This window comes from Actinospica durhamensis, assembly GCF_018139695.1.
Taxonomy (GTDB): domain Bacteria; phylum Actinomycetota; class Actinomycetes; order Streptomycetales; family Catenulisporaceae; genus Actinospica; species Actinospica durhamensis.
On the sequence record NZ_JAGSOG010000157.1, the window covers coordinates 1 to 20,711 of the forward strand.

The 20,711-nt window shown below is 72.1% G+C and carries 20 protein-coding genes and 1 pseudogene; 12 read left to right on the forward strand and 9 right to left on the reverse strand.

Annotated elements, in window-relative coordinates:
- Positions 1–224, forward strand: a 224-nt coding sequence (locus tag KDL01_RS25755) for a VOC family protein (RefSeq protein ID WP_498037999.1), incomplete at its 5' end; no start/stop codon positions are given.
- A gap of 128 nt (positions 225–352) precedes the next feature.
- Here KDL01_RS25755 and infA read toward each other — a convergent pair.
- Positions 353–574 carry a translation initiation factor IF-1 gene (gene infA / locus KDL01_RS25760; protein ID WP_212531187.1) on the reverse strand — a complete coding sequence of 74 codons (222 nt, stop codon included), beginning with the start codon at positions 572–574 and terminating at the stop codon, positions 353–355.
- Between the two features lie 156 nt (positions 575–730).
- Here infA and rpmG point away from each other — a divergent pair, with 156 nt between their 5' ends.
- The 4 genes and pseudogenes from rpmG to KDL01_RS25780 all read left to right on the forward strand — a co-directional run bounded on the left by rpmG (position 731) and on the right by KDL01_RS25780 (position 2,216).
- Positions 731–895, forward strand: a complete 165-nt coding sequence (rpmG, locus tag KDL01_RS25765) for a 50S ribosomal protein L33 (protein WP_212531188.1) — start codon at positions 731–733, stop codon at positions 893–895.
- A 101-nt stretch (positions 896–996) separates the two neighbouring features.
- Positions 997–1,239: a type B 50S ribosomal protein L31 gene (locus KDL01_RS25770; protein ID WP_212531189.1), complete on the forward strand. Its 243-nt coding sequence runs from the start codon at positions 997–999 to the stop codon at positions 1,237–1,239.
- A 140-nt stretch (positions 1,240–1,379) separates the two neighbouring features.
- A pseudogene (locus KDL01_RS25775) lies at positions 1,380–1,931 on the forward strand (inorganic phosphate transporter); the annotation flags it as partial.
- An 18-nt stretch (positions 1,932–1,949) separates the two neighbouring features.
- A complete protein-coding gene (locus tag KDL01_RS25780; RefSeq protein WP_212531191.1) occupies positions 1,950–2,216 on the forward strand; it encodes a hypothetical protein in 267 nt (88 codons plus the stop codon).
- Between the two features lie 37 nt (positions 2,217–2,253).
- Here KDL01_RS25780 and pyrB read toward each other — a convergent pair whose 3' ends face one another.
- The 3 genes from pyrB to KDL01_RS25795 all read right to left on the reverse strand — a co-directional run bounded on the left by pyrB (position 2,254) and on the right by KDL01_RS25795 (position 5,916).
- Positions 2,254–3,309, reverse strand: a complete 1,056-nt coding sequence (pyrB, locus tag KDL01_RS25785) for an aspartate carbamoyltransferase (RefSeq protein WP_212531192.1) — start codon at positions 3,307–3,309, stop codon at positions 2,254–2,256.
- Between the two features lie 136 nt (positions 3,310–3,445).
- Positions 3,446–4,972 (reverse strand): AAA family ATPase, encoded by a 1,527-nt coding sequence (locus tag KDL01_RS25790; protein WP_212531193.1) that lies wholly within the window; start codon positions 4,970–4,972, stop codon positions 3,446–3,448.
- Between the two features lie 83 nt (positions 4,973–5,055).
- Positions 5,056–5,916, reverse strand: coding sequence for an SDR family oxidoreductase (locus tag KDL01_RS25795; RefSeq protein ID WP_212531194.1), 861 nt, complete (start codon positions 5,914–5,916; stop codon positions 5,056–5,058).
- Positions 5,917–6,036: 120 nt separating this feature from the next.
- Between KDL01_RS25795 and KDL01_RS25800 the strand changes: the two genes are divergently transcribed.
- From KDL01_RS25800 to KDL01_RS25815, 4 genes are all read left to right on the forward strand, one after another.
- Complete coding sequence (locus KDL01_RS25800) at positions 6,037–6,483, forward strand: winged helix-turn-helix transcriptional regulator (protein WP_212531195.1); 447 nt, start codon at positions 6,037–6,039, stop codon at positions 6,481–6,483.
- A 137-nt stretch (positions 6,484–6,620) separates the two neighbouring features.
- Positions 6,621–7,403 carry a GntR family transcriptional regulator gene (locus KDL01_RS25805; RefSeq protein ID WP_212531196.1) on the forward strand — a complete coding sequence of 261 codons (783 nt, stop codon included), beginning with the start codon at positions 6,621–6,623 and terminating at the stop codon, positions 7,401–7,403.
- 59 nt (positions 7,404–7,462) lie between these two features.
- Positions 7,463–8,650 (forward strand): 2-trimethylaminoethylphosphonate dioxygenase, encoded by a 1,188-nt coding sequence (gene tmpA / locus KDL01_RS25810; protein ID WP_212531197.1) that lies wholly within the window; start codon positions 7,463–7,465, stop codon positions 8,648–8,650.
- Positions 8,647–9,210, forward strand: coding sequence for a phosphonate degradation HD-domain oxygenase (locus tag KDL01_RS25815; protein ID WP_212531198.1), 564 nt, complete (start codon positions 8,647–8,649; stop codon positions 9,208–9,210). The genes tmpA and KDL01_RS25815 overlap by 4 nt, the downstream gene beginning before the upstream one ends.
- A 121-nt stretch (positions 9,211–9,331) precedes the next feature.
- Here KDL01_RS25815 and KDL01_RS25820 read toward each other — a convergent pair whose 3' ends face one another.
- Positions 9,332–10,015: a hypothetical protein gene (locus tag KDL01_RS25820; RefSeq protein ID WP_212531199.1), complete on the reverse strand. Its 684-nt coding sequence runs from the start codon at positions 10,013–10,015 to the stop codon at positions 9,332–9,334.
- Positions 10,016–10,330: 315 nt separating this feature from the next.
- Positions 10,331–11,200 carry a hypothetical protein gene (locus KDL01_RS25825; RefSeq protein WP_212531200.1) on the reverse strand — a complete coding sequence of 290 codons (870 nt, stop codon included), beginning with the start codon at positions 11,198–11,200 and terminating at the stop codon, positions 10,331–10,333.
- An 823-nt stretch (positions 11,201–12,023) separates the two neighbouring features.
- Here KDL01_RS25825 and KDL01_RS45430 point away from each other — a divergent pair.
- Positions 12,024–14,543: a lysylphosphatidylglycerol synthase transmembrane domain-containing protein gene (locus tag KDL01_RS45430; protein ID WP_212531201.1), complete on the forward strand. Its 2,520-nt coding sequence runs from the start codon at positions 12,024–12,026 to the stop codon at positions 14,541–14,543.
- Between the two features lie 12 nt (positions 14,544–14,555).
- Here KDL01_RS45430 and KDL01_RS25835 read toward each other — a convergent pair whose 3' ends face one another.
- Together KDL01_RS25835 and KDL01_RS25840 are read right to left on the reverse strand one after the other, a co-directional pair.
- On the reverse strand, positions 14,556–15,617 hold the full coding sequence (locus tag KDL01_RS25835; RefSeq protein ID WP_212531202.1) for an aminoglycoside phosphotransferase/kinase family protein: 1,062 nt from the start codon (positions 15,615–15,617) through the stop codon (positions 14,556–14,558).
- A gap of 35 nt (positions 15,618–15,652) precedes the next feature.
- Positions 15,653–16,972 (reverse strand): ammonium transporter, encoded by a 1,320-nt coding sequence (locus tag KDL01_RS25840; protein ID WP_307846593.1) that lies wholly within the window; start codon positions 16,970–16,972, stop codon positions 15,653–15,655.
- Positions 16,973–17,148: 176 nt separating this feature from the next.
- Here KDL01_RS25840 and KDL01_RS25845 point away from each other — a divergent pair, with 176 nt between their 5' ends.
- Positions 17,149–18,162, forward strand: a complete 1,014-nt coding sequence (locus KDL01_RS25845) for an aminoglycoside phosphotransferase/kinase family protein (RefSeq protein ID WP_212531203.1) — start codon at positions 17,149–17,151, stop codon at positions 18,160–18,162.
- 28 nt (positions 18,163–18,190) lie between these two features.
- Here KDL01_RS25845 and KDL01_RS25850 read toward each other — a convergent pair whose 3' ends face one another.
- Positions 18,191–19,810, reverse strand: a complete 1,620-nt coding sequence (locus KDL01_RS25850) for an ADP-ribosyltransferase domain-containing protein (RefSeq protein WP_212531204.1) — start codon at positions 19,808–19,810, stop codon at positions 18,191–18,193.
- Between the two features lie 234 nt (positions 19,811–20,044).
- Between KDL01_RS25850 and KDL01_RS25855 the strand changes: the two genes are divergently transcribed.
- Positions 20,045–20,711 (forward strand): macro domain-containing protein (locus KDL01_RS25855; protein WP_212531205.1); only part of this gene is annotated, 667 nt, incomplete at its 3' end.

The following is a 20,711-nucleotide window of genomic DNA, read 5'->3' on the forward strand; positions in this document are numbered from 1 at the left end:
GGTTCCAGGGGGCCGCGTTCCAGGTGCACCTCGGCGTGGAGGCGGATTTCCGGGCGGCGTTGAAGGCGCATCCGGGGTTCGAGGTCGAGGGGCTGGCCGAGCTTGCCGGCGTCCTGGCGGCGCACGGGTACCCGGTCACGTGGAGCGACGAGGTGCCGGGGCAGGAGCGCTTCCACACCAGTGATCCGTTCGGGAACCGGCTGGAGTTTCTGCGGCGGCACTGAGGCGTCCGGAAGCCGACGCTGGCGCCTGACCTGGGTCGGGGCCGCCGCCACACGGCGCCGGGGCCGCACGCGATCGCGTGCGGCCCCGGCCGTTTCACCGCTCAGACTGCTTACTGCTCTGACGTGTGTTACTTGTACCGGTAGACGATGCGCCCCCGGTTCAGGTCGTACGGGCTGATCTCCACGACGACCTTGTCCTCGGGCAGGATACGGATGTAGTTCTTGCGCATCTTGCCGCTGATGTGCGCCAAGATCCGGTGCCCGTTGGTCATCTCCACCCGGAACATGGTGTTCGGCAGGGACTCGACTACCCTGCCCTCGACCTCAATGGCATCTTTCGTCTTTACCATCTTCATCCTCCAATCACGCTCCAGGCCAAACACGGCCGCTTCGTGGGATATTCCCGGCCGCCCGCGCGGCCACGGCGGAATATCCGGGGGCACGGGAGCGTAGTTGAGTGTGACATTCATTGTCGAAGGTAGCGACAGGACTGAGGAGGAACACCCATGGCCCGCAGTGACCTGCGCCCGGTCGTCAAGCTCCGCTCGACCGCCGGAACCGGCTACACCTACGTGACCCGCAAGAACCGACGCAACGACCCGGACCGGCTGAGCCTGCGCAAGTACGACGCGGCCGCCGGGCGGCACGTGGAGTTCCGCGAGGAGCGCTGATCCGGAACGGCGCGCGCGAACCCCGCGCCGCCGAGCCGCCGCACACTCGCCGCACCCCCGAACCGAACGCCGAGGCGACCAGTCTGAGGAGGACCGCCCCCATGCAGCACACCATCCACCCCGCCTACGCCCCCGTCGTCTTCCGCGACAAGGCCGCAGGCTACGCCTTCCTCACCCGCTCCACCGCGGTCAGCGACCAGAGCGTGCAGTGGACGGACGGCGCCACCTACCCCGTGGTCGACGTCGAGATCTCGGCGGCGAGCCACCCCTTCTACACCGGCCGCTCGCGCGTGTTGGACACCGCGGGGCGGGTCGAGCGCTTCAACCGCCGCTACCAGCGGTAGGACCGGCGCGGCCGAGAGCGCAGCCGGACCACGACGGGGCCGGCCGCCCCGCGCCCGAGACACCCCGCCGCCGACCGGGCGGCGGGGTGCGGCGCGTCGGCGGACATGCGTCGGCGAACATTGAGTGGCCATTGGATGGCATGGGCGTGATCACCCTCGCGCTCATCGCGAACGGCTCCCTGGCCGCCAACGCGAAGGCCCCGGCCTGGGTGATCATCTCCTGCGCGGTCGCGATCAGCCTCGGCACCTACATCGGCGGCTGGCGCGTCATCAGGGCCCTGGGCAAGGGCCTGGTGGAGATCGAGCCGCAGCAGGGCATGGCCGCGGAGTCGGCCTCCGCCGCGACGATCCTGCTCTCGAGCAGCTTCGGCTACTCCCTGTCCACCACGCACGTGGCGACCGGCTCGATCCTGGGTTCGGGCCTCGGCAAGCGCGGGGCCGAGGTGCGCTGGGGCCAGGCGGGCCGGATGGCGACCGCGTGGGTGCTCACCCTCCCGTCCGCGGGCATCGTCGGCGCGCTGGCCTTCAAGGCCGCGGACGGCATCGGCGGGCAGGCCGGAGTCTCGGCCATCTTCGTCGTGCTCGCGGCCGCGTCCACGGCCTTCTTCATGCGCTCGCGCCGCACCGCGGTCACCGCGTCCAACGTCAACGAGGCCTGGACCGGCTCGGTCGTCCCGGCGCCGGCCGGCTAGCCCAGGAGGACGGACTCGATGAGCAACACCTGGATCAATCTCAGCGTACTGTGGCGGATCGTGGTCTTCGGCCTGCTTCTCGGGGCCGGCCTGCCCGCGCTGTTCGCCATCGGCCTCAGGCTCCTGTCGACGGCGCGGCACGGCGGCGAGGCGGCCGCCGAGGGCTCCGCCGCGGACTCGGGGCCCACCGCGAACCCGGTCAGCCGGATCGTCGCCGGGCTCTGCTTCGCGGCCGTGCTGGCCGCGATCGGCTGGGGCATCTACAGCATCGTCAACCACAGCTGACAACGGCTGAGAGCGGTGGCCCGAGGGCCCGCCCCGTTCAGCCGCCGTGGCCGCGGTAGAACGGGGCGTCGTCCGGGCCGATGTACTCGGGCCGGTACCAGGTGGCCGGGCGCAGCGAGGCCGGGATCTGCTCGCCCACGCCGAGTACGGAGGCGAACAGCGCCATCCGCACCGGGATCCCGGCGTCGGTCTGCCGGAAGATCGCCAGCCGCGGGTCCCGGTTCAGGTCGGTGCTCAGGTCGTTCGCGCCCGGGCGGCTGTCGCGCGGCAGCGGATGCATGACCACCGCGTCCGGCAGGGCCGTCGCCGCCAACAGCGCGGCGTCGATCCGGAAGTCGTCGCTGTACGGCGCGACCGTGCCGGCGAAGCGTTCGGTCTGCAGCCGGGTCGCGTAGATCAAGTCGGCCCCGGCCAGGCCCTCGCGCGGCGCGTCGGTCTGCTCCACCCGGTGCCCGCGCCCGGCGGCGAGTTCGAGCAGCCCGGCCGGCATGGTCAGCTCCGGCGGCGAGACGCAGACGATCGTCAGCTCCCGGAAGAGCGAGAGCAGCCGGACCAGCGAGTGCACGGTCCGGCCGTGCTTGAGGTCCCCGACCAGGGCGATGCGCGCGCCGTCGATCGTCTTGCCCAGCCGGGCGAACTCGCGGCTGAGCGCGTAGAGGTCGAGCAGAGCCTGGGTCGGGTGCTCGCCCGCGCCGTTGCCGCCGTTGACGACGGGGATGTGGGTGGCCGCGGCGAACTCGTGCACCGCCTGCTCGTCCGGGTGGCGCATCACCACGATGTCGCAGTAGCCGCTCACCACCCGGCTGGTGTCCGCCAGCGACTCGCCCTTGGAGATCGAGGTGATCGCGACGCCGGTGCTGTGCGAGACCGAACCGCCGAGCCGCATGAACGCCGCGTCGCAGCTGAGCCGGGTACGGGTGCTGGCCTCGAAGAACAGGCTGCCCATCACCGCGCCCTCCAGCACCCGCGTCACCTGCTCGCCCCGAGCGACCGGCCGCAGCAGGTCGGCCAGCGCGAACAGCTGCTCGAGGGTGGGCCGGTCGAACTGGTCGCTGGAGAGGATGTGCTGTCCGGTCAGGGACGTGGGCGGCATGGGCGGGGCTCTTTCTGCGTGGGCGCTCGGTGCGTGGGTGCTCGGGTGCTCGAGTGCCGGTGGGCGGCGTGCGCCGATGATCCTATGCCGCCGCGTGGCCATACGGGCGAGTCCACCCACTGACATGGCTCCCGTCTCAGCCCTCGTCTCGGCCCTCGCCGTAGATCTCGCCGAGTCCGGCGAGCAGGACGCGGCCTCGGGAGCGCGCGGCTTCGGCGACGAGGTCGGGGGCGAAGCCGCTGGTGCTGAAAAGGCCGAGGGTCGCGGCGCCGGCGTCGTGTCCGGCGGCGGTCAGCAAGGTTCCGAGGTGTTCGAGGCGGCGCAGTTCGGCCAGGCCGGGGCCGCGCTCACGGCACTTGGCCTCGCCGATGAAGACGACCGGGGTGCCGGCGGTGCGCGGTCGGGCGCCGCGGGCCAGGGCGAGCACGTCGATCTCGTGGCTCGTCTTGTGTTCGCGGCAGGAGATGACGCTCTGGCCGACCGCGCCCGCCTCGAGTCCGGCCTCGTCCTGGGCGTAGCGGGCGGTCCAGTACCCGGCCAGGGCCTCGAAGTGCGGTCCGAGGATCTTCGACTCGACGGTGTGGCTCACCTCGTCCCACACCCGTCGGGCCCGTCCGGCCTCCAGGTCGCCGAGGTAGGGCTCGATGATCAGGTGGTGCAGGCGCACGATGGGGTCGGTGATGGTGATGACGGGGCGCCGCTCCAGCAGCAGGTCCTGGCGGCGCTCGATAAACCCGGCCGCCTCGAGCATGGCGAGCTGGTGGTTGAGCGAGGTGGCCGGGCGGCCGAGCAGTCCGCCGATCTTCGTCGGCGAGCTCTCCCCCGCGGCCACCGCGGCCAGGATCGAGCCGTAGGCGGCCGAGTCCCTGATCCGCGGGTCCTCGTGCACGACCCGCTCGGCCTCGTTGAACAGCGGCACGCTCGGACGCAGCACGTTGCGGGCGAGCCAGCCGCCGATCTCGGCCACTGCTTCGGGGAAGCGCGGATCGGGCGTGAGCTCGCGGTATCCGGGCGTGCCGCCGATGAACGCGTTGTGCCGGAACGCCGCTTCGAGGTCTTCGATACCCCAGTAGGCGCGGGCGTCGCGGTGGTTGAAGGGCTTGATCCGCAGCTCGAGCGCGCCGCGGCCGCGCAGTGCCTTGGTGCCCGAGAGCAGCCCCGACATCACCGATATCGCCGAACCGCACAGCACGAGCTTGACCGCCGCCGCCTCGCTGGCCCCCGGACCGATCCGGTCGTACAGGCCCTGCACGATCGAGGCCAGCCCGGGGCTCTCGTACGCGAGGTACGGGAACTCGTCGATCACCAGCAGCGGGGGCGGCTGACCCGCCGGCGCGGTCCGGGCGCGGGCCGCCATGAGCTCGGCGGCGGTGCCCAGCGCCGCCTCCCACCCGGTGAAGCCGAACGCCCCGGCGGACACGCCGTGCCACGCGGCGAGCGAGTCGGCGAACCGGGAGAGCGAGATGCTCTCCACCTGCTCGGTGGCGAGGTGATACAGGCCCCCGCTCGCCTCGGCCAGCCGGCGCAGCAGGTACGACTTCCCCTGCCGCCGCCGTCCGTAGACGATGGCGATGCGCAGTCCCGGCAGCGGGGACGCCGCGAATTCGGCCAGGTCGGCCCACTCCTCGTCCCGGTCGAACACGTCCACGGGCTTCCTCGCCACCGGGCACCCTCCAGCTAGCACGAGTAGACTTAGCCTAAGTGTAGTCGTGCTAGCCGGATCGCGCTGTTCGCGGCGCCGCGTCGCTACGCGCGCAGGCCCTGGGCGACGGCGTCGGCGAGGGTCGTGGTGGGGCGGCCGATCAGCGTGGCGAGGGTGTCGGTGGTCGCGGCGAGCGCGCCTTCGGAGATGCGCACGTCGGCCTCGGCGAGAGCGGCGGCGAGGAACGACGGGAGGCCGAAGCCCTCGAGCGCCTTGGCGTACTCGCCCTCGGGCAGGTTGACGAAGCCGACCTCCTTCCCCGACTGGCGGGAGACCTCGGCGGCCAGGTCGGCCTGCGAGATCGCGACGTCGCCGGTCAGCTCGTACACCTGACCCTCGTGCCCCTCGCCGGCCAGCACGGCGGCGGCAGCGGCGGCGTAGTCGGCGCGGGCCGCGTAGCCGACCCGGCCCTCACCGGCCGCACCGATGAGCGCGCCGTGCTCGACTGCGGCGCCGAGGCTGCCGGTCGCGTTCTCGAAGTACCAGTTGTTGCGCAGGAAGGTGAAGGGCAGACCGGACTCCCGGATCGCCTTCTCGGTGTCGCGGTGCACCCAGGCGAAGCCGATCGGGTTGGTCTCGGCCTCGGGGATGGAGGTGTAGACGAGGTGGCCCACGCCCGCCTCGCGCGCCGCGGCGATCGCGTTCAGGTGGTGGCCGATGCGGTCCTCGTCGGAGCCGGCGCTGGAGATCAGCAGGTACTTCTCGGCCCCGGCCAGGGCCTTGACCAGGCTTTCCCGGTCGGTGTAGTCGCCCTCGAGGACCTCGACCCCGCGCTCGGCGAAGTCGGCGAGCTTGGCCCGCTCGCGCACGACGGCGCGGATCTCGCCGGCCGGGACGCCCCGGGAGAGCAGGTCTTCGAGGGTGAGGCGGCCGAGCTGCCCGCTGGCGGCGGTGATGACGATCATGGCGATGCTCCTGTCGAGGTGCCGGGAAGGTGCCCACCACACGATTGCACTAACTTTTGGAAAGCGCAAACGATCGGTTAGTGCTGTGGGCTGGTACGCGTATGAGTTACCCTGAGTGGTATGAGCACCGGATCCGCGCGCACCCCGCAGACCGCTCCCTGCGCCAGTGGCGTCGGAAGTCCGGACGAGGCCGCCGTCGACCAGCTGACCTTCGACGTGCTGGCCAGCCGCTGCTCCTCGCGCCCGGTGCTCGAGCACATCACCGGCCGCTGGGGCACGCTCGTGCTCATCGCGCTGCACGAGGGCCCGACCCGCTTCAACGAGCTGCGCCGGCGGGTGGACGGGGTGAGCGAGAAGATGCTCGCGCAGAGCCTGCACGCGCTCGAACGGGACGGATTCGTCGAGCGGACCGTGCACTCCACCATCCCGCCGCGGGTCGAGTACGAACTCACGCCGCTGGGCAGGCGGACCACCGACAAGCTGCACGAGCTGGTGAATCTGCTCGAAGACGCGATGCCGCAGGTCCTCGCGTCGCAGACGGCTTACGACGAGGACGCGGCGGCGTAACTCCGCAGGTCGCGCACCCCACTGCCAACCGGTACCCAGACCCGACGCCCGCGCGGGCGTCCGGGCGTTTCGGCGCGCCCGTTGCCACTTGTAGGAACAAGCTGTAACTTGGTCCTACAAGTGATCACGGAGGCTCCATGGCACCGACACCAGCGCCGGAGAACTCGGCGCTCTACCGGGAACTCGCGATGCGGCTGCGGCACGCGATCAGCGACGGCACCTACCCGCCGGGGTCGCGGCTGCCCTCAGAGCACGAACTCGCGCAGTCCTTCGGCATGGCGCGCAGCACGGTGCGCCGGGCACTGACGATCCTGGGCGAGGACGGGCTGATCGCCTCCCATCAGGGCGCGCGCCGGACCGTGCTGGCCGAGCCGCGGCTGCAGAGCTTCGGCGAACTGCGCTCCTTCTCCCGGTGGGCCCGGTCCATCGGCGAGGTACCGGGCGGGCGGGTCGACCTGCTCGAGCGCCGCGGCGCCAGTGCCGTACAGGCGCGCGAACTCGGCCTGGCCCCGGGCGATCCGCTCGTCTACCTGGTCCGGGTCAGGATGCTCACCGGCGTCCCGGTGATGATCGAGCGGACGGCGTACGTGGAACGGGCCGGCCTGCGGCTGTCCTTCATCGACCTCGAACACGAGTCGATCTCGGACCGGCTGGAGGAGCACGGGATCGTCTTCGCGCACGCCGAACACACCATCGACGCCGTCAACGCCTCGGCCGACGACGCGCGCCTGCTCGAGATCGAGCCGGGCCGCGCGATCCTGCGCGAACGCCGCCGGGCCACCGACCCGCAGGGCCGGCCGCTGGAGTGGTCCGAGGACCGCTACGTGGGCGACGGCGTCGCCTTCACCATCCGCAACTCGCTCGCCATGTCGCCGCTGACCCGCGGCCGGGCCGTCTCCACGACAGGAAACCCCCCGTGATACCCGATCAGACCGTGACAGCCGATCCCGTGACAGCCGACCCCGTGACAGCCGATCCTGTGACACTCGATCAGGCTGCGCTCACCGACGGTGCCGAGCTCGTCCTGGACGGCGCGCGCTACCCCGCCGTCTGGCTGCGCGACAATTGCCCGTGCCCCGCGTGCGCGCTGCCGGGCAGCGGCCAGAAGCTGTTCGGCATCACCGACCTGCCCGCCCCGGCGCAGCTGCGGATCGCCTCGGCGCAGCGCCACGCCGACGAGCTGACCGTCCGTTTCGCGCCCGACGGTCACCTCTCGACCTTCCCGGTGAGCCTGCTCGAGGCGCACCGGCTCGGTGCGGAGCCGCCCGCCGACGAGCGGACCGAGGACGCCAAGACCCGCTGGACCGGTGCGGACTTCGCGGACCCGGCCACGCTCCCGCGCGCCGCGTGGGACGCGTTCGTACACGACGACGCGGTGCGGGCCCGGTGCCTCGACGCGCTGCTGACGTCCGGTTTCTTCCTGCTGCACGGGGTTGCGGTGCGCGAGCGGGCGGTGCTCGAGGTGGCCGAGGCCTTCGGCTACGTACGCGAGACCAACTACGGATCCCTGTTCGACGTCCGGGTCGAGCCGAACCCGGCGAACCTCGCCTTCAGCTCCCTGCCGATCACCCCGCACACCGACAACCCGTACCGCGACCCGGTGCCCACCATCCAGCTGCTGCACTGCCTGACGAACGCGGCCGAGGGCGGCGATTCAGGGCTCGTCGACGGCTTCCACGCCGCCGCCGTGCTGCGTGAGCACCAGCCCGAGGCGTTCGCGCTGCTGGCCGGCACGCCCGTCACCTTCCGCTACACGGACGAGAGCGCCGAGCTGTCCGCGACGAACCCGATGATCGGCCTCGACCCGCTGGGCCGGATCAAGGAGATCCGCTTCAACAACCGGTCGATGCGGCCGGTCACCGCCTTGCCCGCCGCGCGCATCCCGGCGTTCTACGCGGCGTACCGGGCGTTCGCCGAACTGCTGTACCGTCCGGAGGCGCAGCTGGGCTTCCGGCTCGAGCCGGGTGACTGCGTGGTCTTCGACAACACGCGGGTCCTGCACGCCCGCACCGGATTCACCGCCGCCGGCAACCGCCACCTCCAGGGCTGCTACGCCGACCTCGACTCCGCCGCGAGCAGCCGCGCCGTCCTGCGCCGCGGCCTCGGTGCGGGCATCGGCGGCCCCGACGACACCTCCGCTCCCGCCCGAGAAGGAAGCGCCCGATGAACCAAGCCCTGCCCGCCGTGGACGTCCTCGCCCAGATGTTCGCCGAACAGGGCGGCAACGAGTACCTCGGCGAACCCGTCACCCAGGCCGAGCACATGCTCCAGGCCGCGGCCTGTGCCCGGGCGGCCGGCGCGCCGGACGCCCTGATCGCGGCGGCCCTGCTGCACGACGTCGGGCACTTCACCGGCCCGATCAGCGGCGCCGAGCTGATGGCGGGCACCGACAACCGGCACAGCCACGCGGGCGCGGACTGGCTGGCCGGGCTCGGCTTCCCCGAGGCCGTCACCGAGCCGGTGCGGCTGCACGTCGCCGCCAAGCGCTACCTGTGCGCCGTCGAACCCGGCTACTTCGACCGCCTGTCCGAGGCCTCGGTCTACACGCTGAGCGTGCAGGGCGGTCCGATGTCGCCGCAGGAGGCCGCGCGGTTCGCCGAGGGCCGGTACGCCGAGGATGCGGTGACGCTGCGCCGCTGGGACGAGGCGGCCAAGGAGCCCGACGCGCTCGTCCCGGACTTCGCGCACTACCGCCCGCTGCTCGAGGCGCTGGCGGCCGGGGGCTGAGCCTTCGTCAGCCCGGGAAAAGCAGTGATCGGGCAGGCCCGCCGTGGGCCTGCCCGATCACGGGCACTTACATCAGGGTCGGTTACTTCAGGGTGCTACTGCGTTCCGTCGAGGATGCGGATCAGTAGCCGCGGGCGAAGAGCGTGTCCGAGGACTCCGCGTGGCCACGCGGGGCCCAGAGCGACGCGTCGACCCGCACCACGCCGGGGGTGAACTCCTCGCCGCGCCGGCTCGGCGCCACCGTCAGGCTCCAGGCACGCGGCGAGCCGGCGCAGTCCACGCGCACCTCGCGGGTGCCCTCGGCCCGGCCGCGGCGGTCCCCGCCGACGACGGTGACCTGCAGCTCCGCGGAGCGGCTCGAGCGCGCGCACTGGTAGTAGCCGCGCACCGTCACCAGCCCGTGCGAGACGAAGGCACTGGTGCTGCCCACGCGGGCGTCACGGGCGCCGCGGTTGTCTCGGTTGTCGATGACAACGCGGTTGTCCCGGTTGTCGCGGTCGTCGATAACGCGGTTGTCACGGTTGTCACGGTTGTCACGGTTGTCACGGTTGTCGGCGACGACGTGGGTGTCCCGGATGTCGCGAGTGTCACGGATGTCGCGCGCGTCACGGCCGTCGCCGCCGACGCGGCCGTCGCCGACGAAGCTGTGCGATCCGGCGACGGTGTGGGTGAAGCCGTGCGGCCCGTCGGCGGCGAGGGCCGGGCCGGCCGCCAGGGCCACGGCCGCGGCGGCGAGGGCCGGAACCGTCGCCACACGCACGGTCTTGGTGGCGGCGGCCTTGGTGAAGAAGGACGACAAGCTCATGGAAAAGCCTCCTCGATGGCGCAAATGCACCCGTAGGGTCCAACCACATGTCATGCGGTCGGTTGTCATGAGCCTTTTATTGCATGGATCTCATGGACCGTCAGACTCACCGTGCCGGGCGCGCCGCGGCCGGACTCTGGCGAATAGTGGCGTGCCCTAACCGAAACGCGACGCATCGTCAGCCCCATGCGCCCCGGCGCAATCCAGCCGCACCGGTGTACGCGCGAGTGTGGCCCCGCACCGTCACCTGCGAGGCCACCCGAAAGCCGCTCCGTGAACGCCCGCCGCCCGCCATCCCGGCCGGACGGCCGCCCGTCAGCGCGTCGCCGGCTTCTCGCCGTCCCTGCGCGCCGCCGCCGGACGCCGTCCGGCGCGCTTGCCGCGCAGGCTCAGGTCCTCGAGCCGGGCGCGGGCCTGCAGCCACCGCTCCTGGTCTGCCGCGGTCAGGCCGCACACGGCGGTCAGGGCGCGCACCATCTCGGCCTTGGGGAGCTTGCCCTTGCGCCGGAACATGTCGGAGACGGTGGAGCGGGCCAGCCACACCGCGCGCCCGTCGGCGCCGCTGTCCGGCATGAGCTTGGACTGCTCCTCGAGCTCCCGCAGCTTCATGCCGCTCCAGGTCAGCAGGAGCCTGAGTGCCTCGACGAAGGCCGGGACCGACTCGATCTGGCCGGGGTTGGGCGGGGTGTAGCCGTGCTTGGCCCGGGTCGGGGCCTCCTGCTTGGGCCCCAGCGCCGCCCCGGCCTCGACCGGGACGGTCGGGCGCACGCGCAGGATGCCGTCCTGGGAGACCACGATCGCGGGCTCCTCGCTGTGCGGGCGGGCCAGGCCGAGTTCCCCCGGCACGGCGCGTCGCAGCAACCGGATGTTGCGATGGGCCGGGGACCTGCTCAGGGTGGTGAGCATGGCCTCGAAGAAGCCGGCCCCGGCGTACGCGCTGCCCCACAGCACCTCCTGCACGAGGTGGCGCGGGTAGCCGGGCACCTCGGGCGAGCCGGCCTCCATGTAGAGCATCCTGACCAGGTAGCGCCACTCCGCCGCCTGCAGGACCGCGGCGGGCAGGGCGGAGTCGAACTCCCGGGTGCGACGGGGCTGTTGCGGCTCCTGGTCGGCGGGGGCGCCCGGCGCCGGGGCCGGGGTCGGGAGCGCGGGCATGATCGCCCGGGTGGCAGAGAAGGGCTTCATCGGCCCTTGCTCCTTTCTCTGGGTCCTTCTTCGGGTCGTCCGCGCGGCGCGACGCCGACGCGGTTGCCCGCCGCGGCCGACGTGGGGATCGACCGGCCGCGGCGGATCTGCCTGGTACGCAAGGGACGCGGCGCACCCGGGCGCAGGTGTTGGTCTTATGGCTGCGACACCAACCGGCATCTGCGCTCGGGTGAAAGTTTCCCACCGTGCGGCGACGGACAGGCGGTACGTACCACCCGGCGATCGCCCGATTCCACGTCAAGGCTTGAATCAATACGCGCCAGTAGGTATGGCGCCGGTCCACCCGGACGCGCGAGTCCGCCCAGATCCGGGCTCGATGACCGGGCGCCGGCGTCCGGTCGCGATGATCGCCCCGCGGCGGCGTGCGCGCGCTCGGGGCCGGCCGGGGCCTTTCCAAATCCGGACAGGCTCAACCGCGTGTCCCCCGAAGTTCCGCCCCCGCGGTACTTCCCGGACGCCTGTCCGGCGAACGCGTCCGATTCCTCGGGCCCGGGCGGGCGAAAGCGCAGGCCACCCGGGCCGTGCCCGGAAAAGTTCCGACGCGCCTGTCCGAAATGATGCTCGCTCGGGCATCAGAGCGGGCAAGCTAACCGGTGGTGGGGCTTACTTCACGTGAGCTCCGGGCGCCGATCACACCCGCGGTCGCACCGCGGCCGCCTGCGGCGCCTGTCTTTGGTCGTTCTGCCTGGTACGCACCCAAGACGCACTGCGGGGCGGTCTCCACTGCGACGGGGACCGCCCCGTACCCATTCCCCGCGCGGGCACGGACCGCTCACCACCCCCCACCGATACGATCAACGGCGTGGTGGTGACGAACGTACCGAGCGTGCCGAATGTACCCAAGGCGTCGAGCCGGGCCGGCGGGCCCGACCTGCCGCGGGTGCCGAGGCCCGCGGGCCCGGCGGATCCGGCCGGCCCGTCCCTGCCACCGAGCGTGCTGGACGAGCCGGAGGCGGTCGGGCGGATACGGGGGCGGGCGGACCTGATCCGGGTGCTGTTCGGGGGCCTGATGATCGCGGCCACGGTCGCGCTCGGCCAGATCGGCGCGCACACCACCAGCGGTCTCGAGTCCGATCTGCACAGCGGCGCGCAGTTCGGGCCGGTCTTCGTGATCAGCGCCGTCGCGGTGCTCACGAACGTCGCCACCGCGGTGATCCCGATCGGCCTCGCGATCGAGCGGCTGGTGCGCGGGGACGGCGGGCGGGTGGCCGACGCCGTGATCGCGGCCGCGTTCGGCTGCGGCGTCACCGGCGGCCTCAACGTCTGGATCACCTCGAGCCACGCGCCGCACTGGCTGATGACCGAGCTGACCCGGCATCTGGACTCGGGCGCCACCGCGCCGCTGCACATCTATCTGGCCACCGTCATCGCGTTCCTCACCGTCCTCGGGTTCAACGACCGGCCGAGCCTGCGCACGTTCACCTGGCTGTGCGTCGCGGTCTACCTCACCGCGACGCTGGTGGGCGGCGACAGCGCCCTGATCGGCCTGGTGGTGACCTACTTCCTCGGCCGGGGCATCGGCTTCGGCTGGCGCTACGTCTGCGGGGTCGCGAACGAGCGGCCCACCGGCGAGATCGTGCTCGCCACGCTCGCGCGGGCCGACCTCGCGCCGGTCTCCTGCCGGTGGCAGGGCGAACGCGACGACGTGCGCCGCTACGAGGTGCACTGCGCCGACGGCCGCCGCCTCGACGTCGCCGTACTCGACCGGGACCGCCAGGCCGTGGGCCTGATCTACCGCGTCTACCGCCGCATCCGGCTGCGCGGCCCGGCCCAGCGCGGGACGCTCTACTCGCTGCGCCGCACCGTCGAACACGAAGCCCTGCTCTCCTACGCGCTCGCTGACGCCGACATCGACACGCCCAGGCTCGTCGCCGTGCGCGAACTGGGCGCCGACTCGACCCTGCTCGCCTACGAGCACGTCCCGGCCCGCCGGCTGGAGGAGCTGGCCGACGAGGAGTTCACCGACGAACTCGTCTACGACGTCTGGCGTGCCGTGCGCGACCTGGGCCGGCATCAGATCGCCCACCGCAGCCTGGCTCTGGACTCCATCCTCGTCGACGACCGGGACCCGCGCCGGATCTGGCTGACCGAGCTGCGCAACGGCGAGATCGCGGCCGACGAACTCCAACACCTGCTCGACGTCGCCGAGACGATGACGGCCCTCGCGCTGCGGGCCGGACCGGAGCGCACGGTGCGCATCGGCACCCGCGTCCTGGGCGAGGAGCACATCAGCGCCGCGCTTCCGTTCCTCCAGCCGATCCTGCTCACCCGCACCACCCGGGTCGCGCTGCGCAAGTCCAAGCGCCTGCTCCCGCGGCTGCGCGAGCAGATCCTCGAACTGCACCCGCACGCCCCCACCACCGAGCCGGTCAAGCTCGAACGCCTCAAGCCGCGCACCATCCTGGCCGTCACGGCCGGCTGCTTCGCCGTCTGCGTACTGATGCTGGAGCTCGCGTCGGTCGGAAACGAGAGCGGGCACAGTACCTGGCAGCTGCTGGCCGACGCCTCCCCCTGGTGGCTGCTGGTCGCGGCGGCCGCCGCGGGCCTGACCTACGTCGCGGCGGCGATGCAGCTGGCCGGCTACATCCCGGAGCAGCTGCCGCGGCGGCAGAACCTGATGGTGCAGTTCGCCTCGAGCTTCATCGCGCTGTTCACCCCGGCCGCGGTCGGCGGCGTGGCGCTCAACGTCCGGTTCCTGCAGCGGCGCGGCATCCCGACCGGCCCGGCCGTCAGCGCGGTCGGCGCCGGGCAGGCGGTGGGCTTCGTCATCCACGTCGTGCTCATCGCGGTCTTCGGCTTCTTCGCGAGCGGCGGCGCCACCCACGACGAGGCGTCCACCACGATGATCGCGATCCTGCTGGCCATCGCCGTCATCGTGATGATCACACTGACGGTGGCGCCGCTGCGCCGCCTGGCCAAGCGCCGCCTCGCGCCCTTCTTCGAGGGCTCGCTCCCGCGCCTGCTCGACGTCGCGCAGAACCCGCGGAAGCTGGCCCTCGCGCTCGGCGGCACCGTGTCCCTCTCGCTGCTCAACGCCCTGTGCCTGTGGAGCTGCGTGCACGCGCTCAGCGGCAGCTCCTCGCCCAACTACCCGACCGTCGCGCTGATGTACCTGACCGTGCAGGCGATCAGCTCGGCCATCCCGACCCCGGCGGGCATGGGCGCGGTCGAATTCGGCCTCGGCGGCGCGCTGACCATCACCGGTATGGCCAAGCCCAGCGCCGTGGTCGCCGTCCTCGCCTACCGGCTGCTCACCACGTACCTGCCCGCCGCGCCCGGCTACCTGGCCCTGTCCCGGCTGCGGGAACGGCGTGCGGTCTGAGGCGACGCGGCGTCAGACGGCCGCCGCACGCAGTGCTTCGTCGGCCCACCGCGCCAGCTGATCGGCCAGCGGGGTCAGCCGCATCAGGGCCTCGACGGCCGAGTCGTCCTGGCCGTATCCGGACCGGCCGGTGTGGCCGCGGGCCGCGCCGGCCATGACCTGGGCGCCGAGCCAGCCCCACTTGGCCGAGGCGCAGACGGCGATCGCGGTGCGGGCCTCGTCCGCGGAACCGGCCCAGCCGCCGTCGGCCAGACCCTTGACGTACCCCTCGGTGACGGCCGCGACCAGGTCCGGTAGCAGCGCGATGTCCATGAGCCCGTCGGTGACGCTGTCGACGAGCAGGTTCGCCGGGTCCTCGCCGATCGCCCCCTCGCCGACGAACGCCCAGTCGATCAGTACGGACGTGCCGGAGCCGTCCTCGATCAGGTTGGCGGGCCACAGGTCGAGGTGGCAGAGCGTGCGCGGCAGGTCCTCGGCAGCCGGGAGCAGCCGCGTACGCGCGTGCCAGAGCCGACGCAGCGCACCGCGCGTCTCGGCCGACCAGGCCTGGACGGCCGGGCTGTCCCATGCGGCCTCGTCGATGCCGTCCTGGGCGCCCGGGCCGTGGGTGAGGTACTGGGCCAGCCAGTGGCGGGAGAGCCAGGGCAGTTCGGCGGGCGGCGGGACGCGCCCGGCCCAGCGGCCCTGCCCGACGCCGAGTTCGTACCCGAAGCGGCCGAGTCGCTCGACGGACCAGTCGAACGCGGACGGTCCCTCGACGTCCTCGAGCCAGAGTTCGACGCTCCCGTCCACCTGCGTGTCCGCGGACAGCAGCCGTGGGGCGCGGATTCCGGCCTCGGCATACGCGCTGTGCGCTAGGCCGGAGCGGTATGCCTCGACTTCGCGCCGCCAGTAGTTGTAGTGGTCAGGGGCCTCGCTGGTGTGCCAGGGCGAGGTGTCGGCTCCGGCGGCCCGCGCCGCGGGCGGACGCAGGACCTTCAGGATCCGGCTGGGCGCGCCCTCTTCGCGCACCCTGAAGATGCCGCCCGACGCCTCGTTCTCCTCGTTGTGCTGCAGCGCGATCCGCTCGTCCACTCCGCCACCCCGCCACTCCGCCCACTCGAGGCGTATCAGACTACATAGTCGCGCCGGTGCAGGGTGCCGGCCAGGCCGCCCCAGTCGTAGGCCGTCTCGGCGTGCTCGGTCTGGTCCACGCCGACGATCTCCTCCTCGGTGCTCACCCGCAGGCCGACGGTCTTGTGCACGAGCTTGGCCAGGGCGAAGGAGACCACGAAGGAGTAGGCGAAGACGATTCCGGCGGCCGCGGCCTGGTCGAGCAGCTGGTCCACGCCGCCGCCGTAGAACAGCCCGGCCCTGGCCCCGTTGGAGAACCCGGCGACCTCGCCGGGGGCGGCGAGCAGGCCGATCAGCAGCGTGCCCACGATCCCGCCGACCAGGTGGACGCCGACCACGTCGAGCGAGTCGTCGAAGTCGAAGCGGTGCTTGAGGTTCACCGCGTAGCAGCACACGAATCCGGCGATCAGGCCGACGAAGAGCGCGCCGGTCGGGGAGACCGAGCCGCAGGAGGCGGTGATCGCCACCAGCCCGGCCACCGCGCCGGAGGCGGCGCCGATGGTGGTGAACGTGCCGTGCTGCAGCTTCTCCGCGGCCAGCCAGCCGAACACCGCCGTGCACCCGGCGATCTGCGTGTTCAGGAACACCACCGAGGCCTGGCCGCCGGCGATCAGCGCCGAGCCGGCGTTGAAGCCGAACCAGCCGAACCACAAAAGCGCCGCGCCCAGCATCACGAACGGCACGTTGTGCGGGCGCATCGGGTCCTTGCGGAAGCCGATGCGCTTGCCCACCACCAGCGCGCAGGCCAGCGCCGCGGCTCCGGAGTTGATCTCCACGGCGGTGCCGCCGGCGAAGTCCATCACGTGCAGCCGGGCGTAGATGAAGCCGTTGGGCGAGAACACCCAGTGCGCGATCGGGAAGTAGACCAGGCTCGCCCACGCGGCCACGTACACCGCCCAGCCGACGAACCTGGTCCGGTCGGCGATCGCGCCGGAGATCAGGGCCGGGGTGATGACGGCGAACATCAGCTGGAAGCAGACCACGGCGAAGACCGGCACGCCGCTCGAGCCGTAGAGTGCGAGATGATCGTTCCCGCCGATCCCGGTGCCGATGCCGTGCAGCCCCCACTGCGCGAAGGTTCCCCAGAAACCGTTCCCGTGTGCGTCACCCGCGTTACCGAAAGACACGGACCATCCGTAGAGCACCCACGCGACGGTGACCACGGCTATACAGATGAAGTTCATCATCAGCATGTTCAGCACGCTCTTCGCACGGACCATGCCGCCGTAGAAGAACGCCAGACCCGGCGTCATGAGCAGCACGAGTGCGGAGCTCACGAGCACCCACGCGGTGTTCCCGGTGTCCAGTTTCAGCACGGTTTGCGGTTCCTTCGGTCGGCGCGGCGCACGCCCCCACGATCGCGGCGCACCGTTTCCGGGCGCGGCGTGAGATGTTTCGTCCGGGTGACAAAAGCGACGTGAAGGTTACGGCTGGTTGACGAGGCCCGGCGGCGGCGCGCCCGAGAGCACGGTGCGGCGGCAGGATGGACGGTATGACGGAGATCAGCCCGCCGAGCCAGGCCGCCGACGCCGCCGAGGCCGCCGAGGCCGCGGCCGAACTGTCCGCCGTGTCCGCGTGGTGCGCGCGGCATCTCGGCAGCGAGCCCGAGGAGACGCTCTTCTCCGCCGGGCATCTCTCGCGCGTCTTCGGGCTGCGGTTGCGCGACGGGCGGGCGGTCGTGGTGAAGGTGCGGGCCGCCGAGCCGCGGCTGGCCGGCTGTACCGAGGTGCAGCGGCACCTGTGGCAGGCCGGATTCCCGTGCCCGCAGCCGTTAGCCGGACCGCTGCCGTTGAGCGCGGCAGAAACGGCGTTGGCCATGGATTGTGCGGTCAACGCGGAAACCCTCGTCACCGGCGGTGCGCCCTACCCCGCCGCCGACCTCGCCTCCCAGGGTGCTGGATCACCCGGAGCAGCGGCCTTCGCCGGACTGCTGGCCCGGCTGATCGCGCTCGCGCCCGCCCCCGATCAGGTCTCCGACCTCGCGCCGCCGCCGGCCTGGGTGCACTGGGACCACCCGCATCCGGGAGTGTGGCCGCCGCCGGACGATCGGGACGTCGACCTCAACGCGTTCCCCGAGACGGCCTGGCTCGACGAGCTGGGGCAGGCCACGCGCGCCAGGCTCGCCGCCACCCGCGACGCCGAGCCCGTCATCGGACATTGCGACTGGGAGTCGCACAACCTCGAATTCCGCGCGGGCGAACCGTGGGTGGTGCACGACTGGGACAGTGTGGTGTGCGCCGCCGAGACCGTGATCGTCGGGGTCGCGGCGGCGATGTGGCCCGCCGGGAGCGAGAGCTTCGGCGCGGATATCGCGCAGAGCGAGCAGTTCCTCGAGGCCTACCAGCGCGCGCGGGGGCGGGCCTTCTCGTCGCAGCACCTTGAGGAGGCGTGGGCCGCCGGGCTGTGGATCCGAGCGTTCAACGCCAAGAAGTACGTCCTCGACGGCCTGGCCACGCTCACGCCGGCAGAGGCGGACGAACGGGCCCGCCGCGCCGGCCTGGCGTGAGACCGAGGTTCTTCAGGACACGGGCCCGTCAGGACACCACACTCGGCGCGTCGAGCTCGGTGAGCGTGACGGTGCACAGTCCGCTGCGCTCGGCCCGCACGTCCGTCACCTCCAACTGCGTACCCGGCAGCAGGATGAACTCCTCCTCGCCGGTGAACGCGGAGAAGTTGCGGATCGCCACGGCCCGGGCCGGGTGGATCTCGAACAGCGTGCGCTTGCCACGGCTGCCGAGGAACGACTGCGCGACGGAGGGCTTCGACGTGCACGAAGACACGCCCCACCAGGTCACCGTGCGGCCGCGGGCGTACTGGGCGCGCATGTCCAGCGACACGCCGCGCCACAGCGGCTCGGTGCGCACGGGCAGGCTCGCGACCGCGGCGAACAGCAGGCGCAGGTAGGGCAGGTACGGCGTCAGGACGCTGCGGTCCGGCGAGCGCAGCACGGCGTTGATCTCGCGGTAGAAGGCGGATTCGCAGGTGTAGAGGTAGAGGGCCGCGATCGCGTCGGCGGACAGGCCGTCCAGGTCCTGGGCCTCGTCCGCGCGCCGCTTGCCGAACTCGTCCGAGAGCGCGACGTGCCGGTCCAGCCCGCGCAGCAGCGCCGCGGCCGGGGCGACGGCGGTGCGGAAGTCCTTCGGCGGGCTGTCGAAGACCCCGGTGATCGGCGGCAGGACGAGTCCCTCGTCCTTCACGCCGGCGAGGCGCTCGAGGTAGAGCTGGTGCAGCTCCATGGTCGAGGTGATGAACGCGCCCATCCGCTCGGCCACGCCCTCGTCCGCGCCGCCGCCGGCCGGGAGCTTGTTCCAGCCCTTGGTCGGCAGCCAGTCGATCTCGTCGGCGCCGAGCGAGGCGAGCGCCGCGTTCACCATCCCGAAGTGCTCGCCGTCGCAGAAGATGTCGCCCTGCGCGGCCGGGTTCGGGTGGTCGATGTGCCGGACCCGGACGTCCGGGTACTTCTTCTGCAGCCGCAGCACGACGCTCTTGAGGTTGCGCGCGTGCGCCCCCCACCAGGCGAACACGACGCCGCGGTCCTCCTCGTCGGCGTCCTGTTTGGCCCGCAGGATCTCCTCCACGATGCGCTCGGCGACCGGCCGCCAGAACGCGGTGTGCCGCTCCGGGCCCATCGACCCGTCGCTGCTCGCGGTCAGCGCCGCGTTGAGCAGCAGCACGCCCTGGGTGAGCATCGCCTGGAACCACTCCGGCGGCTGGACGGCGTCGCGCTCGCGCAGCAGCGCGCGTATCTCGGCGATCGGCGTCTTCTTGGCGATCCCGTACTTCCACATCGCCGCGGCCTTGATGATGCAGCGGATGCTCACCACGCGGCCGAACTGGCTGTCGGCCCAGTCGTGGAAGGTGTTGTCGAACATGGCGATGCCGGTGGCGCTCTCCGGCCGCGGGTAGGGGTTCTGGCCGAAGACGACGACCTTCCACTTGTGCGGGGCGTGCGGCTTGAGCGCCTGGAAGGTCAGCTCCCGGACCGGCACGACCTGCGGGCCGCGCCCGGGACCGATGAACGCGGCGGCGTCCGGCTGGGCCTGGATGACCGGCTTGAGCAGCTCGAGCCACGGCTCCGCGCCGCCCTGGAACAGCTCGGCGAGGGCCAGCGGGTCGCTCGGGTCGAACGGGGCCGGGGTGGGGGCTTTGGTCATGGTGGCAGGACTCCGGATCGTCGCTTCGGGTGGCCCGTGACGCGCGGCCGCGGCCGGCGGCACGTTCGTCCACTGTCTTCGGCCTCTGACAGGGTCGGCGGCCGGATCCCGACCGCCGTGACGGACGCTAGCGCCCGCGTCCGACAGACTCCGGCGGCACCGGTGTGACGGTTTTCTGTCAGTGGTGCGCGGTAGCTTCGAACCGTCGAACCGACCTCAGGGCTCTTCCGTCAGATGGGACTCAGAACCGTGAACCTCGCGCAGCCGCAGCTCACCGTGGTGCTGGCCGACGTCAACGCGACGGTGGTGGAGGCCTGGCGGGCGGCGTTCGCCGACGTCCCGCAGATCCGGATCCGGCAGGGCTCGATCCTCGACGAGCAGGTGGACGCCTGGGTCAGCCCCACCAACTCGCACGGCCGGATGGACGGCGGGCTCGACGCGGTCATCAAGCGCCACCTCGGCGCCGGCATCCAGGTACGCGTGCAGCGGGCGATCCGCGACGAGTTCGCCGGGCGGCTGCCGGTGGGCAGCGCGGTGTGCGTCCCGTCCGGCGCCACCAATCCCAAGTTCCTGATATCGGCGCCGACGATGGAGGAGTCCTCGCAGAACATCAGCGAGACCCTCAACGTCGCGCTCGCCTGCGCCGCCGCGTTCCAGGCGATCCACCGGCGCAACGACGTCGCGCCGGGCAGCATCGGCTCGGTGGCTCTGGTGGGCATGGGCGCGCGCACCGGACGCGTGCCCGCCCGGGTGTGCGCGAACCTGATGTGGACCGGCTACACGCTCTTCCACGACTTCCGCTTCGCCGACTACGACGAGCTGCGCGCCACGATCGTGGCCCAGTGCGCGGACATCGAGAGCGCCCCGGCCGAACAGCGCGTCCGCATCGCCCCGCCCGCCC

What these genes read in the sequence shown, in the direction of transcription:
- infA (WP_212531187.1), bottom strand. Translation starts at nt 574, where the DNA reads ATGGTAAAGACGAAAGATGCCATTGAGGTCGAGGGCAGGGTAGTCGAG.
- rpmG (WP_212531188.1), top strand. Translation starts at nt 731, where the DNA reads ATGGCCCGCAGTGACCTGCGCCCGGTCGTCAAGCTCCGCTCGACCGCC.
- KDL01_RS25770 (WP_212531189.1), top strand. Translation starts at nt 997, where the DNA reads ATGCAGCACACCATCCACCCCGCCTACGCCCCCGTCGTCTTCCGCGAC.
- KDL01_RS25780 (WP_212531191.1), top strand. Translation starts at nt 1,950, where the DNA reads ATGAGCAACACCTGGATCAATCTCAGCGTACTGTGGCGGATCGTGGTC.
- pyrB (WP_212531192.1), bottom strand. Translation starts at nt 3,309, where the DNA reads ATGCCGCCCACGTCCCTGACCGGACAGCACATCCTCTCCAGCGACCAG.
- KDL01_RS25795 (WP_212531194.1), bottom strand. Translation starts at nt 5,916, where the DNA reads ATGATCGTCATCACCGCCGCCAGCGGGCAGCTCGGCCGCCTCACCCTC.
- KDL01_RS25800 (WP_212531195.1), top strand. Translation starts at nt 6,037, where the DNA reads ATGAGCACCGGATCCGCGCGCACCCCGCAGACCGCTCCCTGCGCCAGT.
- KDL01_RS25805 (WP_212531196.1), top strand. Translation starts at nt 6,621, where the DNA reads ATGGCACCGACACCAGCGCCGGAGAACTCGGCGCTCTACCGGGAACTC.
- KDL01_RS25815 (WP_212531198.1), top strand. Translation starts at nt 8,647, where the DNA reads ATGAACCAAGCCCTGCCCGCCGTGGACGTCCTCGCCCAGATGTTCGCC.
- KDL01_RS25820 (WP_212531199.1), bottom strand. Translation starts at nt 10,015, where the DNA reads ATGAGCTTGTCGTCCTTCTTCACCAAGGCCGCCGCCACCAAGACCGTG.
- KDL01_RS25825 (WP_212531200.1), bottom strand. Translation starts at nt 11,200, where the DNA reads ATGAAGCCCTTCTCTGCCACCCGGGCGATCATGCCCGCGCTCCCGACC.
- KDL01_RS25845 (WP_212531203.1), top strand. Translation starts at nt 17,149, where the DNA reads ATGACGGAGATCAGCCCGCCGAGCCAGGCCGCCGACGCCGCCGAGGCC.
- KDL01_RS25850 (WP_212531204.1), bottom strand. Translation starts at nt 19,810, where the DNA reads ATGACCAAAGCCCCCACCCCGGCCCCGTTCGACCCGAGCGACCCGCTG.